General features: G+C 72.5%; 12 protein-coding genes, 1 tRNA gene and 1 pseudogene. 5 read left to right on the plus strand and 9 right to left on the minus strand.

Features of this window, described 5'->3' with window-relative positions; translation table 11 throughout:
* The first annotated feature begins 38 nt into the window (after window positions 1-38).
* Complete coding sequence (locus BMW27_RS12300) at window positions 39-998, plus strand: phosphotransferase (RefSeq protein ID WP_091444467.1); 960 nt, start codon at window positions 39-41, stop codon at window positions 996-998.
* Here BMW27_RS12300 and BMW27_RS12305 read toward each other — a convergent pair.
* The 4 genes from BMW27_RS12305 to BMW27_RS12320 form a co-directional block, all read right to left on the minus strand.
* Window positions 968-1,930: an MSMEG_6728 family protein gene (locus BMW27_RS12305; RefSeq protein ID WP_091444470.1), complete on the minus strand. Its 963-nt coding sequence runs from the start codon at window positions 1,928-1,930 to the stop codon at window positions 968-970. The genes BMW27_RS12300 and BMW27_RS12305 overlap by 31 nt on opposite strands.
* 86 nt (window positions 1,931-2,016) lie before the next feature.
* Entirely contained in the window at window positions 2,017-2,331 is a 315-nt protein-coding gene (locus BMW27_RS12310; RefSeq protein WP_091444473.1) for a biopolymer transporter Tol, read from the minus strand.
* Window positions 2,328-3,194: an NAD-dependent protein deacetylase gene (locus BMW27_RS12315; RefSeq protein ID WP_091444476.1), complete on the minus strand. Its 867-nt coding sequence runs from the start codon at window positions 3,192-3,194 to the stop codon at window positions 2,328-2,330. Before BMW27_RS12315 ends, BMW27_RS12310 begins: the two co-directional genes overlap by 4 nt.
* Before the next feature lie 40 nt (window positions 3,195-3,234).
* Window positions 3,235-3,681 carry an SRPBCC family protein gene (locus tag BMW27_RS12320; protein ID WP_091444479.1) on the minus strand — a complete coding sequence of 149 codons (447 nt, stop codon included), beginning with the start codon at window positions 3,679-3,681 and terminating at the stop codon, window positions 3,235-3,237.
* A 104-nt stretch (window positions 3,682-3,785) separates the two neighbouring features.
* Here BMW27_RS12320 and BMW27_RS12325 point away from each other — a divergent pair, with 104 nt between their 5' ends.
* From BMW27_RS12325 to BMW27_RS12335, 3 genes are read left to right on the plus strand one after another with little or no spacing between them, the layout of a single operon-like run.
* Window positions 3,786-4,283 carry a nucleoside deaminase gene (locus BMW27_RS12325; RefSeq protein ID WP_217638140.1) on the plus strand — a complete coding sequence of 166 codons (498 nt, stop codon included), beginning with the start codon at window positions 3,786-3,788 and terminating at the stop codon, window positions 4,281-4,283.
* Window positions 4,280-5,602, plus strand: a complete 1,323-nt coding sequence (gene codB / locus BMW27_RS12330) for a cytosine permease (protein WP_091444482.1) — start codon at window positions 4,280-4,282, stop codon at window positions 5,600-5,602. Before BMW27_RS12325 ends, codB begins: the two co-directional genes overlap by 4 nt.
* Window positions 5,603-5,648: 46 nt before the next feature.
* The gene (locus BMW27_RS12335; protein ID WP_217638141.1) at window positions 5,649-6,545 is read left to right on the plus strand and encodes an alpha/beta fold hydrolase; all 897 of its coding nucleotides are present in this window, start codon (window positions 5,649-5,651) and stop codon (window positions 6,543-6,545) included.
* Here the strand turns inward: BMW27_RS12335 and BMW27_RS12340 are convergent.
* Window positions 6,434-6,811, minus strand: a complete 378-nt coding sequence (locus BMW27_RS12340; RefSeq protein ID WP_091444485.1) for a hypothetical protein — start codon at window positions 6,809-6,811, stop codon at window positions 6,434-6,436. The genes BMW27_RS12335 and BMW27_RS12340 overlap by 112 nt on opposite strands.
* A gap of 97 nt (window positions 6,812-6,908) precedes the next feature.
* Here BMW27_RS12340 and BMW27_RS12345 point away from each other — a divergent pair.
* Window positions 6,909-6,984, plus strand: a tRNA-Arg gene (locus tag BMW27_RS12345).
* A gap of 19 nt (window positions 6,985-7,003) precedes the next feature.
* Here the strand turns inward: BMW27_RS12345 and BMW27_RS12350 are convergent.
* From BMW27_RS12350 to groL, 4 genes and pseudogenes are all read right to left on the minus strand, one after another.
* On the minus strand, window positions 7,004-8,110 hold the full coding sequence (locus BMW27_RS12350; protein WP_091444487.1) for a tyrosine-type recombinase/integrase: 1,107 nt from the start codon (window positions 8,108-8,110) through the stop codon (window positions 7,004-7,006).
* Between the two features lie 156 nt (window positions 8,111-8,266).
* Window positions 8,267-8,467 (minus strand): annotated as a pseudogene (locus BMW27_RS24045) (helix-turn-helix domain-containing protein); the annotation flags it as partial.
* Window positions 8,468-8,792: 325 nt separating this feature from the next.
* Window positions 8,793-12,407 carry a MobF family relaxase gene (mobF, locus tag BMW27_RS12360; RefSeq protein WP_245743520.1) on the minus strand — a complete coding sequence of 1,205 codons (3,615 nt, stop codon included), beginning with the start codon at window positions 12,405-12,407 and terminating at the stop codon, window positions 8,793-8,795.
* Window positions 12,408-13,075: 668 nt separating this feature from the next.
* Window positions 13,076-16,297: a chaperonin GroEL gene (gene groL, locus BMW27_RS24600; RefSeq protein WP_091444496.1), complete on the minus strand. Its 3,222-nt coding sequence runs from the start codon at window positions 16,295-16,297 to the stop codon at window positions 13,076-13,078.
* Between the last annotated feature and the right edge of the window lie 341 nt (window positions 16,298-16,638).

Genomic DNA, 16,638 nt, shown 5'->3' on the forward strand with positions numbered 1-16,638 from the left:
ACGGCCCCGTCCAGGGCACCGCCCTGAGCCGGCGAAGGGTGGGGGGGACGGGGTCCTCCCACCTGCAGGGGGGCCACCGGGCGGCGCGCGCACTGCTCGCCGCCCGGGCGGTCGCGGCGGCCCACGGGGTCCCCGCCGACGGGGCGCGGGTGCTGCAGGACGGCGTCAACGTCGTCGTCCACCTGGCCCCGGCACCGGTCGTGGCGCGGGTGGCGACCCTGACCCCGCTGCTGCGCCCGACGCCGCTGCGCTCGTTCGCCCGCGAGGTCGCCGTCGCCGGCGCCCTCGCCGCGGCGGGCGCGCCGGTCGTCCCGCCCAGCGACGTGCTGCCGCCCGGGCCGCACCGGTACGCGGGCCTCGAGCTCTCCTTCTGGCGGCACGTGGAGGTCCTGCCGGTGGCGCCCTCCCCCGCCGACGTGGCCGCGGCGCTGCCCGAGCTGCACGAGCACCTGGCCGCGCTGCCGGTGGACGGCGCCCCGCTGGACACCCCGCTCGACGACCTCGCCCGGTTCGCGGTCCTCGGCCGGGCGTGGGGCGTTCCCGCGGTGCAGCTGAACCGCCTCCGGGACCGGCTGGCGGAGCTCCGTCCGCGACTGGGCGGCGAGCTGCAGCTGCTGCACGGCGACGCCCACCCGGGCAACCTGCTGGCCACTCCCGAGGGCTGGTGGTGGACCGACCTGGAGGACACCTGCGCCGGTCCGCGCGCCTGGGACCTGGCCTGCCTGCGCAGCACCTCGCGGTTGGACGGCCGGGCGGCGCTGGACGCGCTGCCGGACGCCCCGACCGACGCCGAGCTGGCGCCGTGGCTGGAGCTGCGCCGGCTGCACGCTGCCGCCTGGGGGCTGGTCGCCGCGACCGGCCGGCGGGTGGCCCCCCTGCAGGTGGAAGGACCCCGTCCCCCCCACCCTTCGCCAGCTCAGGGCGGTGCCCTGGACGGGGCCGTGGTGGGGGGCAGCGGGGCCATCCCTCAGGCCAGCGGCAGCGCCGGCTCGCGGTAGGTGGTGCCGGCCGCCGCCGGCGGCAGGACGTCGGGGTCGATGACGACCGAGAACAGCGCGCGGGGGTCCTGGAGCGTGGCGGGCGGGCGGGCGGCGGCGCGCGGCACGACGCGGTCCCAGCGGGCGGGACGGCGGTGCGGCAGCAGCTCGCGGCCGTCGAACAGGTAGTCCCCGAGCACCTCCCCGACCAGCAGCCCCGCGCCGTGCTCGATCGGCAGCGCGACCGGGTCGCCGGGGCGGACCTCGTCGAGGAAGGCCGAGAGCTGGCGCAGGTCCTTGGCCGGGCGGCGTCCGGAGATCTCCTTGGACAGCACGCGCAGCTCGGCCGGGGACAGCCCGGTGGCGTCGACGTCGATGCCGGACTGGGTGCCCAGCCCGACCAGGCCGGCGGCCAGGCACGCGCCCAGCTCGTTGTGCGCTCGGGGGCGCACCACCCACACCCGCGTCCCCTCCGGCGGCGGCGCCGGCGGGAGGTCGTCGGGCCCGGGCCAGACGTAGGGGAGGTCCTCGGGCTCGGCGCCGAAGAGCGGTTGGAACAGCGGGCGGTAGAAGTCCGGCTCCTTGGCCAGCAGGTTCGACCGGTGCGACAGGTGGATCGCCTCGTCGCCGATCCAGGAGGGCAGCATCCCGGCGCGGGCCAGCTCCTCCTGCGGGACGCCGACCACGTCGGGGGCGAACTCCGCGATCAGGGTGTGCGTGGTGTCGGCGAAGCCGCGCTCCCGCCACACGCGGACCACCGCCAGGCCGTAGGCCACCAGCGCCGGGGTGCGGCCGCGCCACATGCGCACGACGGGGTGCGAGGTCCAGCCGTAGTCGGGCAGCTCGAGGGCCCGCAGCACCTGGAGCGTCTCCACCCGCTGCTTGCCCAGGCGGGGGGAGTCCAGGAGCCGGGCGCTCTCCTCGAAGTCCGCCACCGGCAGGAAGGTCTGCATCGACGGACTTCCTGCCCGTCCCGGCGCGGCGTCAACCGCCGTGCGGCCTCCCTGCAGGTCCCGCCACGAGCCCGCGAGCGGTGGGGTCAGGGTGGTCCGTCACCCAACGCGGCGAGCGCGGCCTCCCAGCGGGCGCGGCGCGCGGCGTCGTCCTGGTCCCACCAGGCCGTGCCGCGCTCCCCCAGCCCCGTCTTGGCCAGCTGCACCCGGGCGCGGGCGGCGGCCAGCGCGGCGCCGTCCCCGGCTCGACCGGCCGAGCGGACCGCCGAGCGCGCGACGCCGAGGTGGTGCAGCAGCCGGGCCCGGACGTCGTCGGGCAGCGCCGGGTCGGCCGCCCGCCAGCGCCGGCCGTCGACGACCAGCCACCGGCCGTCGTCGGTGCGGGTGACCTGGCGGGTCATGCAGCGACGCGGCGGACGAGGTCGGGCAGCACCGTCCCGAGCGGGGCGTCCACCCGGACGTCGACCTTCGCGTCGCCGCGGGTCGGGCCCAGGTTGACCAGCCCGACGGGGATGCCGAGCTTCTCGGCGCGCAGCACGAACCGGTACCCGCTCATCACCGTCAGCGAGGAGCCCAGCACCAGCAGGGAGCCGGCCTGCTCGACCATCGCGAAGCAGGTGTCCACGCGGTCCCGCGGCACCGTCTCGCCGAAGAAGACGACGTCGGGCTTGAGCGGGCCGCGCCCGCAGGCCGCGCAGTCGACCATGACGAACCCGTCGAGCAGCTCGTCGGGCAGCTCGGCGTCACCGTCGGGGTTGACCTCGTCGACGTGCGGCCCGAAGTGCGGGTTGGCCGCCCGCAGCCGCTCGTGCAGCTCGCCGCGGTCGGCGACGTCCCCGCAGGCCAGGCAGATGGTGCGGTCCAGCCCGCCGTGCAGCTCAACGACGTCCCGCGCGCCGGCGGCCTGGTGCAGCCCGTCGACGTTCTGGGTGATGACGCCGGCCACCAGGCCCGCCCGCTGCAGGTCGGCGACCGCGGCGTGCCCGGCGTTGGGCCGCGCCTCCCGGATCTGCGGCCAGCCCACGAAGCTGCGCGCCCAGTAGCGGTGCCGGCCGCGCGGGTCGCGCAGGAAGGTCTGGTAGGTCATCGGCGTGTGCCGGCGCAGCGACCCGCTCGCTCCGCGGTAGTCGGGGATGCCGGAGTCGGTGGACAGCCCGGCACCGGAGAGCACGACGGTGTCCCCGTCCGCCACGAGGCCGGCGAGGGCGGCGAGGGTGCCGGTGTCTGCAGCGGCCGGGTCGACGGCGGTGGGGACGGCGGTCACGCCGCCATGGTCCCCCTCACCGGCAACCGGTGCCGCGACCTCAGGAGGTGGCGACCTCTCGGTCCAGCCGGCGCAGCAGGTCGTCGTACACGCGGCGCAGCCCCTTGGGTGCGAACGTGCGCTCGAAGAAGCCGCCGATGCCACCGGCGCCGTTCCAGGTGGTGCGCACGCGGACGGTGGTCAGCCCGGCGTCGGCGGGGTGCAGCGTCCAGGTGGTCACCATCGACGAGCGGGTGTCGTTCTCGACCAGGGTGTCGGCGTCGGGCTGGCTGACCTCCACCAGCTGGTCGCGCACCCGCTTGGAAGTTGCGGCGAACCGCCAGGCGACGCGGGTGCCCGCGCCCTGGCCGCCGGCCTCGACCCGGTAGCCGGTGAACTGCTCGGGGAGCACCCGGGGGCGCACGCCCTCGTAGTCGGCGAGAGCGGACCGCACCCGGTCCACCGGCGCCGTGACGACCCGTTCCGCGGTGGCGACGACCTGACCCATGGCCCCCATCCTGCCGCCGTCCGCACCGCGGCCCGACGCCGGTGCTGCTGCGGCCCGGCCGACCTGCAGAATCGCACCGCCGCCGTCCCGCCCCAGGAGGAGCCGTGACCACACCGCCGCTGCCGAGCGTCCCGTCGGACCTGACCCCCGAGGAGCGCGACCGGTTCCTCCTCGGTCTCGCCGTCGAGCAGGCGCGCATCGGGTGGGAGGAGGGCGGCGTCCCGATCGGGGCGGCGCTGGTCGACGGCGACCGGGTGCTGGCCGTCGGCCGCAACCGACGCGTGCAGATGGCCAGCGCCATCCGGCACGGGGAGACCGACTGCATCGAGCAGGCCGGCCGGCTCCCGGCGTCGGTCTACCGCCGCAGCGTCCTCTACACGACCCTCTCCCCCTGCCTCATGTGCGCGGGGACGGCGCTGCTCTACGACATCCCGCGCATCGTCGTCGGGGAGAACCGCAGCTTCCAGGTCTCCGAGGAGCTGCTCCGGTCGCGCGGCGTGCAGGTCGACGTGCTGGACGACCCGGACTGCCTCGCGCTCATGGAGCGGATGCTGGCCGAGCGGCCGGAGCTGTGGCTCGAGGACATCGGGGAGGAGTCGTGACCGCGCCCGGGCACCCGGCTCCGACGGTCCGCGACGCGGAGGTCGTCGACCCGGACTACCCGGTCACGCCGGTCCCGGCGCACGCGCGGAAGTCGTTCTTCTCGATCGCCGTGGTCCTCCTCGGCTTCACCGTCTTCACCCCGACGATGCTGGCCGGCGCGACGCTGGGGCCGGCGTTCGCCTTCGGCGACCTGGTGCTCGTCATCCTCGCCGGCTCCCTGATCCTCGGCGCCTACGTGGCCGTGATGGGCTGGGTCGGCGCGCGGACCGGGCTCACCACCGTGGTCATGGCGCGCTACACGCTGGGCACGCGGGGCGCGAAGCTGGCCTCGATCCTGCTGGGCGGCACGCAGATCGGCTGGTACGGCGTCGTCGTCGGCACCATCGGCGACCTGACCGCCGAGGCGCTGGACTGGCGCTCCTACGGCGCCCGGGCGGCGGTCATGGTCGTCACCAGCGTGCTGATGTGCGCCACCGCCTACTGGGGCTACCGCGGCATGTACTGGGTGTCGCTGGTCTCCACCCCGCTGATCCTCGTCCTGGCGTTCTGGGTGGTCGGCCGGTCGCTGCAGGAGGTCGGCGGCCTGGACGGGCTGACCGGCGTCCGGCCGACGGCGTCGATCGCCGTCGCCGTCGCGATCACCACCGTCGTCGGCACGTTCGTGTCCGCCGGCACCCAGGCACCCAACTGGACCCGGTTCGCCCGGCGTGGCTCGCACGCGGTCTGGGCCTGTGTCATCGGCTTCCTCGTCGGCAACGGGCTCATGGTCTTCTTCGGCGCGATCGGGGCGCTGACCTTCGGCGAGGGCGACTTCGTCCTCGTGCTGTACCAGCTCGGGCTGGTCGGCTGGGGTCTGGTGCTGCTGTTCGGCAACCTCTGGAAGAGCAACGCCGACACCGCCTACGCGTTCGGGGTCGCCGGGGCCGAGCTGTTCGACCGTCCCAGCAAGGGCCCGTTCGTGATCGGCGGTGCGGTGATCGGCACCGCGCTCGCGCTCACCGGCGTGCAGAACCACCTGGTCGAGTACCTGGGGCTGCTCGGCACGTTCATCCCCCCGCTGGGCGGTGTCATCATCGGCGACTTCCTCGCCCGCTGGCGGCGGCGCGGCATCCCCGCCGGCACCGCCGCGCCCGCGGTCCGGTGGCCGAACCTCCTCGCCTACGCGGTGGCCGCGTTCCTCGCCTGGCTCAGCGGCCTGTTAGGCATCGGCATCCCGCCGCTGATCGGCATCGTGGTGGCCATCGCGCTGTCGACGGCGCTGTCCCGGGTGGGCTCCCCCGGGGCCACCCCGGTCGGCGCGGGTCGCGGCCCGGCGTGAGCGGACTCACGGTCGGCCCGGCGCGCACGCCGGGTACGACGGGCGGGTGACCGTCCCGCTCTCGATGACCCGCGCCGGCTCCGGCGAACCGCTGTTGCTGCTGCACGGCATGGGCAGCTCACGGCGCGACTTCACCGCCGTCGCCGACCAGCTCGCCGAGCGCTTCGACGTCCTGAACGTCGACCTGCCGGGCGTGGGGCGGTCCCCGGTGCTGAAGCGGCGGCCCAGGGTCGCCGCCATCGCCGACGCGGTCGAGGCGACCCTCGACGCGGAGGGCGTCGGCGCGGTGCACGTGCTCGGCAACTCGCTCGGCGCCCGCGTCGCGCTCGAGCTGGCCGTCCGCGGCCGCGCGCGGTCGGTCGTCGCGATCGCGCCGTCGGGGCTCAACGTGCCCCTGGAGCGGGCGTTCCAGGGAACCGGCATGGCCCTGGCCCGGGTCGTCACGCGCACCACAGCACCGCTCATCGAGCCGCTGTCGCGGTCGGCGCCGGGCCGCGTCACCCTGCTCGCGCCGCTGAAGGCCCGCGCGTGGTCGACGTCCCCCGAGGAGGCGATCGGCGCGCGGGAGGGCTTCGCCGACTCCCGGGACTTCTGGCGCACCCTGCTGTGGGGGCTGCTGCTCGACGTCCCGCGTGGCCTGGACCGCATCGACTGCCCGGTCACCCTCGTGCAGGGGGTCGTCGACTGGGTCGCGTCGGGGCAGACGGTGCGCTACCTGCCGCTGGTCCCGGGATCCCGGTTCCGGCCGCTGCTGCGGGCCGGGCACGCACCCCAGTCCGACCGGCCGCGGACGATCGTCCGGCTGGTCGAGGAGGCCGCCCGCAGAGCCGGTCAGCTCGCGGAGTCCTCCGCGTTGAGGTACGAGCACCGGAACCGGGCGCCGGCCATCGCCTCGGTGAACCTGGCCTCCCAGGCCGGGTCATCCGACGGGAAGGCCGTGTAGACGCGGTCCTCGAGCACGACCGGCAGCCCGTCGGGCCCGGCGTAGGAGCGTCGCAGCAGCACGCGCGTCCGCCCGTCGACCTCGTCGTGCGCCGGCGCCCAGCGGGCACGGGCGACCGCGTCGGCGAGCCGGGCCTGCGGGCCGGTGAGCTGCCGGCGGCCGGCGGCCGGGGGGACGGCCGGTCGGGTGGACCAGACACCCAGGGCGTAGAGCAGCAGGCCGACGAGCGCCAGCAGGACCACCAGCTCGACCAGCAGGACGACCACGGGGACGACGGTAGCCACCTCGGAGCGCCGGGGGCGGGGTCCAGCGGCCCGCCCGCTAACCTCGACCGGTACGCCCCGGTCGGCCCCGCGTCGACGAGCCCCCGTAGCTCAGGGGATAGAGCATCGGTTTCCTAAACCGTGTGTCGCAGGTTCGAATCCTGCCGGGGGCACCACAAAGGTGCTGGTCAGCGGCTAGTCCGCGCGCCGGAGGCGGGCCACAGGGGCGTCAGACTGGGGTTCGGTCAGCACCTGGTCAGCACGAGCGGCATCCAAGCGGTCGGCGACCGCGTCCAGCTCGTCGGGGAACAGGTGGCCGTACCGGTCCAGCGTCATCTGCGCTGAGGCGTGGCCCAGCATCGAGTGCACGCCCTTCACCGACGCGCCGGAGGCGATGGCGAGGGATGCGGCGGTGTGCCGGAGCTCGTGCGGAGTGAGGCCCGAGAGGCCGGCGTCATCGGCCGCCCGGTCGAACCAGTCGCGGCGGAAGTTCTGGACCCGCAGCGGGGTGCCGGCCCGGGAGGCGAAGACCAGGTCGGTCGGCGCCTTCCCGGTGAGCTGGCGGCCGAGGTCCTCCCGAAGGAAGCGGGGCACCACCACCGACCGGTGCTGATGTGTCTTCGGCGTACCGAAGACCATCTCTCCGTCGACCTCGGTGACCGCCTCGACCACGTCGATGCGCCCTCTGAGCGGCTGCACGCGGCGCACGCGCAGGCCGGTCAGCTCTCCCCAACGCAGACCGGTGTAACCGGCCACCAGGACCATCAGGCGATGCGGGCCGCAGCCGTCGGCGAGGTCGGCGAGCTGCTGGTGGGTGAGGTAGCGGCGATCGGACCTAGGAAGGCGGGGCAGGCCGACACCGGTGGCCGGGTTCCGCGCCAGCCGGTTGTCCCTCACCGCGTCGTCCAGCATCGAGGACAGCAGGTGGTAGGCCTGCCGGGTTCTGGACGCCGACAGTTCCGCGCGCATCGCGGCCACCCAGGCGACGACGTCGGAATGCCTGACCTTGATCAGCGGGACCGTGTCCCAGGTCGGGAGGACACGGGTGGCCAGCAGTGACCGGTAGGACGACAAGGTCTTGGGCTTGAGGTGGACCCGGCCGGCCATCCAGGTCTCGGACCACTGCCCCACCGTCATCCTCGACCGACCCGGGTCGACCCAGGTGTCGTTCCTGATCGCCGCCTTCTGCTCCTGCTCCCACAGGTCGGCATCCCGCTTGCGGTGGAAGTTCCCGTTCGTGTGCTGCTTGCCGGCGACGTCGCGATAGAAGCCGACCCACTTGTCCCCACGCTTGTATGCCATCGCTCACCCCTCTGGACTGGTCGCACGCCGGTAGGACGCCTCGGTCCGCGTCGAAGCGCGCCCAGCCTTGCGCGGTCGAGAACCTGGCACGAGAGTCCGCGGTCCGACTCCGACGTCGATCTGCGCCTCTGGAGCAGGGTCCCGTTCAGCCACGCCTTCATCGCGCTGTGCATCGATCCAGGCGTGCAGGTCGTCGCGGCGGTAGAGGACGCGGCGGCCGAGCCGGAAGCTGTGCGGGCCGGTGCCCAGGTGGCGCCAGTACCGCAAGGTGGCGACCGGAGCTCGCAGCAGCAGGGCGGCTTCGGCGATGGTGAGCAGCTCGGCGGTGTGATCGGGGCCGGGGGTCTGGTCGGGCATGGCTGTCTCCGAGGGCTGGGCGGGTCCTGGCGGGCTGTCCACCTGTAGAAGGCGTCGTTTTCCGGCCATTGGTGACAGCTCACAGCCAACTTCTCCCGGTCGACCTCCTGTTTTCCTCCGGTGCGTCTCTGTGGCCGGTGATTGGGCAGGTGGGAGCCGCCGATGTGACGGCCCGCCGTCGGGGCCGGTGCTCGGTGGTGGCGTCCGGCGGGAGGCCGACCTCCGGCAGGCACCTGCCGGAGGTCTGCGGATCCTTCAGTTGTTCCTCACTTCTCCTGCAGTGCCCGCCCGCCCCGCCCGGCAGCACGCCGGGAAGCGACCCCACTCACCAACCGAGGCTCGGGGTGACATCCCGCGCGGCCCGTGGCCCGTGGCGCTCGCACCCGGGCCGCGGGACAGGTGTGGGGTAGCCGGTCGATCCCGGCGTGGCGGCTCGGCGCTGGTGCTGCTCGGTGTCGTAGCGGTCGCGCCAGGCGTCGCGGGCGGCGGTGCGCCGGTCGGGCGCCTGGCCTGCGAACGCGGGGTCGGCCTGCAGGTCGGCGATGCGGGCCCGGGCGGCAGCCAGCTCGTGCCGGGTGGTGGTAACTGAGCGCTCGAGGGCAGTCAGCCGCCCGGCCGGGTCGGGTGCCCAGGCCAGCGGCCCGAGCGGGTCGAGCCGCTCAGCGCGGTGGCGCTGCGCCTCGGCCAAGGCAGCTTGGGCCTGTTCATCGGCTTGCCGGGCGGCCTTGGCGGCGGTATGCAGCCCAGCGTGCCCTGGATGCTGCTGTTCGGTGGCCCGGCGGGCGACGGCGTCAAATGACCGCCACAGCGCGGGCCGGTCGTCGCCCCGGTCAGCCACCCGCGCGAGCTGCTTCACGTCGGTGGGCAGTCCGGGCAGATGCGGGCGCCACCGGTCGGCCCAACCGGCCAGCTGCTCACCGGCCCGAGCGACGGGCGCGCGCTTGAGACCCCACCAGCCGGGCCCATCGAGTACCAGCCGGGCTGCAGCGCGGGCGGTGCCGCGCTCGGCGTCCCAGGCGGCTAGCAGGCCGTCGCGGATGCGGTCGGCCTGCTCGGCGAGGAGAGTGTCGGCGGCCTGCACCCGCTGCGTGGCTCGCTGAGCGGCGTGAGCTACGTGCCGGGACCGGTCCTCCAGCCGGGCCGACTCGCCGGCGCGGGGCGCCTCCAGCGCCACGGCCTGGCGGAGCACGTCGCACCACGGCTCCAAGACGGCCAGCCGGTCGAGACAGCGCCGCTCGACCGTCCAGGCCGCGTGCAGGTCGGCCAGCAGCTGCCCGAGCGGGCGAGGTGCGGCGTAGCGGGCCGCCTCGGCGGCGGCGAGCTGCGCGGCGTGGCCGGGGCCGAGGTCAGTCCGGTCGCAGCTGAACACGGCGATCCACTGCTCGCGTGCGTCGGCTGGGTCGGTGGTGATCAGGTGGGCGGTGTTGGCGGTGCGGCCGCGGGTCATCCCGACATAGGCGGCCGCCGCGCCAGTGTGCTCGCCGACCACCAGGTGCGCCGCAGCGACGGTGTCGCCCTGCGCGCCGTGCGCGGTACTGGCGTAGGCGAGCTCCACGTGCAAGGTGACATAGCGAGCGGGCAGCACCCGCTCCCCTGCTGGGGTGACACCGGACGGGACGGCGTCGGTCGGGGTGACATCGGCCGGGATGACGGCCAGATCCCCGCCGTGGCCGATCGCGGTGACGGTCCAGACGTCGCGGTTGGCTACTCCGAGGTCGCGATCGTTTCGGCGGGTCGCGATCCGGTCCCCGGCCCCGATGCGCTGCCCGGCGTCGGTGACCGCGACCTGAGCATCGTCGACGCGGCCGTCGGCGACCAGCCGGTCCCGGATGGCGGCGCCTAGCTCGGCGGCCTGCTCGCGGGTGTCGACCACCACGGCCACCCGCTCGCTATCACGGTGATGTGCGGCGGTCATCGCGGCCAGCGCCGCCTGCAGCGCAGCGGAATCGGCGTGCAGCCGGATGTGGCCGCGGGCCATGAGCGCGTTGAAGACCGCGCCCGGGTCCTCGCCGGTGCGCATGGCCAAGGACAACTCGGCGTATTCCACGTCCGGCGCCGTCCGTCCGGTCTGGTCGGTGCGGACGAAGCGGTGGACCCCGTCGAGCACCAGGTGGGCTGTCGGGTCGACCTGCCCGGCGGCGAGATCGAGCACGCCGCCACGGCCTACCGCGGCGAGCTGGTTGCGGTCACCCAGCAGCGCCAACCGGGCTCCGGCCTCGTCGGCGACGGTCAGCAGCGCCCGGGCGGTGTCCTGGTCGAGCATCCCGGCCTCGTCGACGACGAGCAGGTCCCCCGCGGTTAGCTGCGCCGTCTCCTGCGGGCCGGCGTAGGGCACTCCGGTGACCGGGTCGGTCTGGCCGGAGGTCAGCCGGGTCCAGGCACCGTCGTCATTCCAGCGCCAGCCGTGCTGAAAGGCCAGCCACGCCGCCGAGGCCGTGGCGGTACCGACCTCGGCAGCGGCGACCTTGGCTGCCTTCAGCGTCGGGGTGACAACCACCAGGTGGCGCCCATCCGCCTCGAGCAGCTGTCGGGTGGCGGCCAGGGCGGTGGTCTTGCCCGCGCCGGCCGCGCCCTCGACAACGACCAGGGGCTGGTCGCCGGCCAGCGCGGTGACCGCCGCCGCCTGCCCCGCATCCAGCCGTCCGCGTACGGCATCCGGCAGCGTCGGCCCGTCCACGTCAGCGGCGACGGTCCTGCTCCGAGCGGCCAACCGGTCGGTCAGGTCGGCCTCGACGTCGAGCACCGGCTGGGAGGTCCACGCCCGGATGTGTTCGGCAACTCCCGCCTGTTCCAGCAGCGACACACACCGCGCCATTGCGCGGGCGGTGAGGTCCTCGGCCAACTCGGTGCGCGCGCAGGCGTCGACGACGATGCTCTCGGCGGCGATCAGCTGCTCGACCTCGCCGCGGACATCGGCGGCGTTCCATGCTGAGCGGGCGGCCGCGAGACGGGCCAGCACACGCTCGACCGCCCCGTCCCGGTCCAGCCCGCCGATGGGCGTGGGGCTCAGGGCGACGGGTCGCTCGGGGGCGCGGTAATCCAGGGCGGCCAGTTCGGTCACCCACCGGTCGGTGAGGTCGGTGCCCGGTTGCGGGGTGACCTTGTCCGGTCGGCCCTGGGCCCACGCCCGTGCATCCCACGCGCGCCGCAGGGACGGGCCCGGGACCTCACCGGGGTGCGCGGCCGTCCACTCCCGCTCGTAGCGGTTCAGGTTGCGGCCGATCTGCGCCGCCCGGGAACTGAACACACCCACGTACTCGGCGATCTCCAGTATTTCTCCAGTGCCGTCCAGGGTGTAGCCGTGTGCGGCCAGCGCGGCCCGGAACTGCGGGTCGGTAGCCACCGCGGCGTGTCCGATGCCGTTAATCGCGCCGAGGAAGTCGCGTACGCCCACGGTGTGTAGCCCCCGCCAGCGGCCGGCCGCGAACACCCGGGCGCCCACCTGCAGGTGCAGATGTCGGTGCGGATCTCCGGCTCGGGAGGTGTAGTGCCGCACCATCACCGCCTCCAGGCGCTCGACCGGCACCTGCACCTGCCCGCCGCGCGGCCCGACTCGGGTGGTCGCGTGCCCGGCCAGCCAGCCGATGATCTGGGTGGCGGCGCGGTCCTGGGCGGCGTCGTATGCGGCGGCGATGTCCGGGTGCAGGGCGGCGGCCAGCGACCACGACTTCGGGCCGTTGACCACCACCTCGACGAACCGCACCGCCCGCTCGTCGGTGCGCAGCCGCCCCCGGGCCATCCCGGTGTCGGGATCCAGGCCGGCCACCCACGCCTCGTAGCCATCCCCGGCCAGCGGTGCCAACTCTTGCACCCACCCGCCGGCGGCCGTGTAGCGGCGGGCGATTCCAGCGCCCTCGGTCAGGTAGTAGTCATCGACCCGGCCGCGGTCGAACTCCACGTATTGGCGTGCCGCCGCTGGCGCGCCGGCGTAGATCTTCATGCCGCCGTGCATTCGTCAACGCCGTCCAACAATGACCAACACGCCACCCCCAGAAACGGCAGTGGGCCCCGCGAAGCGGGGCCCGGACTACCTCTATTGGTAGCATGCGTGCCGTTCTCTGGTAGAGGGGTGAGGTCTCTCAGTGAGAGCCGATTGGCGATCCTCCAATCGCTGGCTATTGCGGCCATACGAGGCGCAGTGGGTGGATGGTTGGACAGTCCGGATAATGGTTGGTTGTTTGTCCGACGTGCAGGAGGCGTATCCGCTCGGCGATCTCAGCGGCTGCACGTGGGCACCTTCCCCGGCCCAGCCGGCACCTTCCGCCAACGCACCGAGCTCCCTGTCTAGCAGGAGGCCAACCTCATGCCGCCCAGAACACCGAGGCAACTGCGGAACGCGGGCATCACTCCTGCGCTCAACGCCTGCGTACTCAGCCCAGAAACCTGGTGCGGCTGAAGGTAGCAGGCAGCGACGTCTTCAGCGACGAGGACCCCCCTCGCTACGTGCCCTGCATTCCATCTCGCTGCGACTCCCGCCACCGACACTGAGCCGTCCTAGCGGTCGAACTCCCATGGATACTTGCTCACCAAGTTGCCCGACGGCCTTACGGAACCCATCGGCGTCTCGGTTCCCTGCACCATGGACAACGAATACTGGGTCTCGAAGCACTAACCTCTCGTTGCAGCAGGATTGCCATAGATCGTGTAAGCAAGCCATGTCGGGTCTCCTCCGTCTCCGATGACATCTTGACGGGCCTTTAGTGACGCCGAACCCAGGGCTAGTCCGTCCTTATAGAAGGCTTGGTAGAAGGCATCGGCGAATCCTCTCGCGGAGTTCGAACGGACCGCCCAGTGAGAGCCTATGAAGGCCCCCGCTCCAGCGCCAATGAACTGCTTTGCCCATCCCATCGTCTGAAACAAGCCTGAGATCTCGCCCGCTGTCCTGCAGGCATTAAAGAACACCAACGGATGGGCATCAGCCAACCCCCGCTTCTGCACTGCTTTGGCGAGGTCGCTCGGACGGAAAGGTCCATCACCCATGTTTAGGACCGACCCATCACTGCTCGAGAACTGATTGTGGCAGGCGAAGTGGAGAAGCCCGGGTGAAGATTCGAGCAGATGGAGCATCTGGTCGAGGCGCTGCACCGTCCCCAGATCGGTCACGTCTTCCCCCAGGTGGGCGCGAACAGTACGAACTTCTTCTAGCGCATCGCTCGGCGATCCCGCTGGGACAATGTAGGCAGCACTCTGAAGCGATAGATTGCGAGCCCGACGCTGACCATAAACTCGGCGGACAACTGGGAACCGCTCCACGAGGAACCCAAGGTCGTTGCTACCATCCACCGCGAAGAGCAACTCCCATGGCACTGCATCTCGGTCGCTTACGATAGTCAGCGATTTGATGTTGTCCACTTGGGCCCAAAACTGTTCACGGACGGCTTCTGGCACCGCCGTGGCCCAAAGCTCCGCCCCGAGGTTTTCCAGCCGGTTTCGGATCAGTCGCGGATTGGCGAAGGTGGACCGGCGAGCTGCCATATCGCGCAACTCCGCAACAAGCGCACCGACAACGTGGGTCGGATCTCCCGCCAACCGCCGAGTCAAGGTGACGGGGTAGAGCGCTTCCCCGATAAGTTGGAAGCTGTATCGATTGTCTTCTGTGAGGCCTACTTGGAGAGTTACCTCACCAGGCTCCGCGGCGAGCGCGTCAACCTCAACAAGTCTGGTTCGCCCCTCCTCGATGACGGCGCCTGCCTCGACGGAGATTTGGACGGCGAGTTCACCAACGAGCGTTCCGCCCGCGAAGGCGCGCACCACCACCGAGTGCAATCCGCTCCGGCTCGCCATGAAACCGAAGCGGATCGGATCCGTGTCCTCCGCGTTCGGAACAAGTAGGTCCTGATCAAGATTTCCCTCTGGTGTTAGCTCCGGAGCGGAGACGGTGATGGTGATGATCCTCCCTTCGAGCGGTATGTCGACGGATCGCATTGCCGAGGATGTCCCGTGAGTTGGACGGGACAGGGTTACTCTGACGAGGAGGCTGAAACGCCCGCCCACCGGCGCTCGTTGCGGTAGGTCGACCGCCAAGTGTCGCCTCGGCACGTGGTCTCCGCCGGAGGAGCCGGGAGGCTCTGGGGGACGCCGAGCCGGCGGCGAGGATATGGGCGACTTGGTGGAGTGTTGACCCGCTTGTGATGCGGACTCCTCACTCGACCCGGGGCGGCTGGTAAGCCCGAGATCCCTACTCCTCGATTGGCGTCGGGCGATCTCAGCGTGCTCGCTTTCTATGCGCTCGACGGCCCCTACAAGCACATCCGCTTCGGACGCCGGCTCCATGACCGTGTAGTCGGTGGCCAAAATCATCGCCGCGATCGAGGCGGCGTTGCCGAGCGCGGCCTTGGTGACCTTGACCGGGTCGATGACGCCCTGGGCGGCCAGGTCGCCGTACTCGCCGGTGGCGGCGTTGAAGCCGGTGCCGACGCCGGCCTCGCGGACCTTGCTCACCACGACCCGGCCCTCGAAGCCGGCGTTCTCGGCGATGCGGACCAGCGGGGCGTCCAGCGCCGTGCGGACCGCGCGGGCGCCGGTCAGCTCGTCACCGGCCAGGTCGAGGGCGTCGATGGCCGCGGCGGCGTGCACCAGCGCGGAGCCACCACCGGGGACGACGCCCTCCTCCACCGCCGCGCGGGTGGCGGCGATGGCGTCCTCGATCCGGTGCTTCTTCTCCTTCATCTCGACCTCGGTGGCCGCACCGACGCGGATGACACCGATGCCGCCGGCCAGCTTCGCGAGCCGCTCCTGCAGCTTCTCGCGGTCCCAGTCGGAGTCGGTCGCCTCGATCTCGCGGCGGATCTGCGCCACGCGGTCGGCGATGGCCTCGCCGGTGCCGCCACCGTCGAGGATCGTCGTCTCGTCCTTGGTGACGACGACGCGGCGGGCGGTGCCCAGCATCTCGGGGCCGACCGAGTCGAGCTTCAGGCCGACGTCCTCGCTGACGACCTGGCCGCCGGTGACGATCGCCAGGTCGGTCATGAACGCCATACGTTGATGGCCGAAGTACGGCGACTTCACCGCGATGACCTTGATGGTCTTGCGGATGGAGTTGACGACGAGGGTGGACAGCGCCTCGCCCTCGACGTCCTCGGCGACGATCAGCAGCGGGCGCCCGCCGGAGGAGAGCACCTTCTCCAGCAGCGGCAGCAGATCGGCCAGGGCGCCGACCTTGCCCTGCACGAGCAGGACCAGCGCGTCCTCGAGCACGGCCTCCATGGCCTCGGTGTCGGTGACGAAGTAGGGCGAGAGGTAGCCCTTGTCGAACTGCACGCCCTCGGTGACGTCGAGCTCGGTGGAGAGGGTGTTGCTCTCCTCGACGGTGATGACCCCGTCCTTGCCGACCGTCTCCATGGCCTCGCCTATCAGGGTGCCGATCTCGGCGTCCTGGGCGGAGACGGTGGCGACGCCGGCGATCCCGTCCTGGTCGGCGACCGGGATGGCGATCGCGTCCAGCGCCGCGTGCACGGCGTCAACGGCGGCGCGCATGCCGCGGCCCAGGCCCATCGGGTTGGCGCCGGCGGCCACATTGCGCAGGCCCTCGTGGACCAGGGCCTGGGCCAGCACGGTGGCGGTGGTGGTGCCGTCACCGGCGACGTCGTTGGTCTTGGTGGCGACGTCCTTGGCCAGCTGCGCGCCGAGGTTCTCGTAGGGGTCCTCGAGCTCGACCTCGCGGGCGATGGTCACGCCGTCGTTGGTGATCGTCGGGGCGCCGAACTTCTTGTCGAGGACGACGTTGCGCCCGCGCGGGCCGAGGGTCACCTTGACCGCGTCGGCGAGCTTGTCCACGCCGCGCTCGAGCGCGCGGCGGGCGTCCTCGTCGAACTTGATGATCTTCGCCATGTGCGTAGAACCTTCCGACTCTTCGCCGCCCGAGCCCTTCGGCGCCCGGTCCTCCCACGTCGACAGCCGGGTGGACTAATGACCGTAGGGGATCGAGGACATGCGGACGCCGACATCGGCAAGACTGCTGCGTCAGCTCCGCCTGGCATCGCCAACCCGCCAGGCGTCGATGATCTCGACGGTTCAGGCGCGGGTGTCGTGGGCGCAGGTTCAAGGGTGAGCCTGTGGCCGTCGGGTTCCTCGGAGGCCGTCCTCCGGGTCAACACCATCCCCGGGACGCAGCCCGGCAACCGGCGCGACTTCTCCCCGGCGCCCGTGCTGGAGAGCGCCTACGTACGGCC

Origin of the sequence: Geodermatophilus poikilotrophus, from assembly GCF_900111455.1 — a bacterium.
GTDB classification, from domain to species: domain Bacteria; phylum Actinomycetota; class Actinomycetes; order Mycobacteriales; family Geodermatophilaceae; genus Geodermatophilus; species Geodermatophilus poikilotrophus.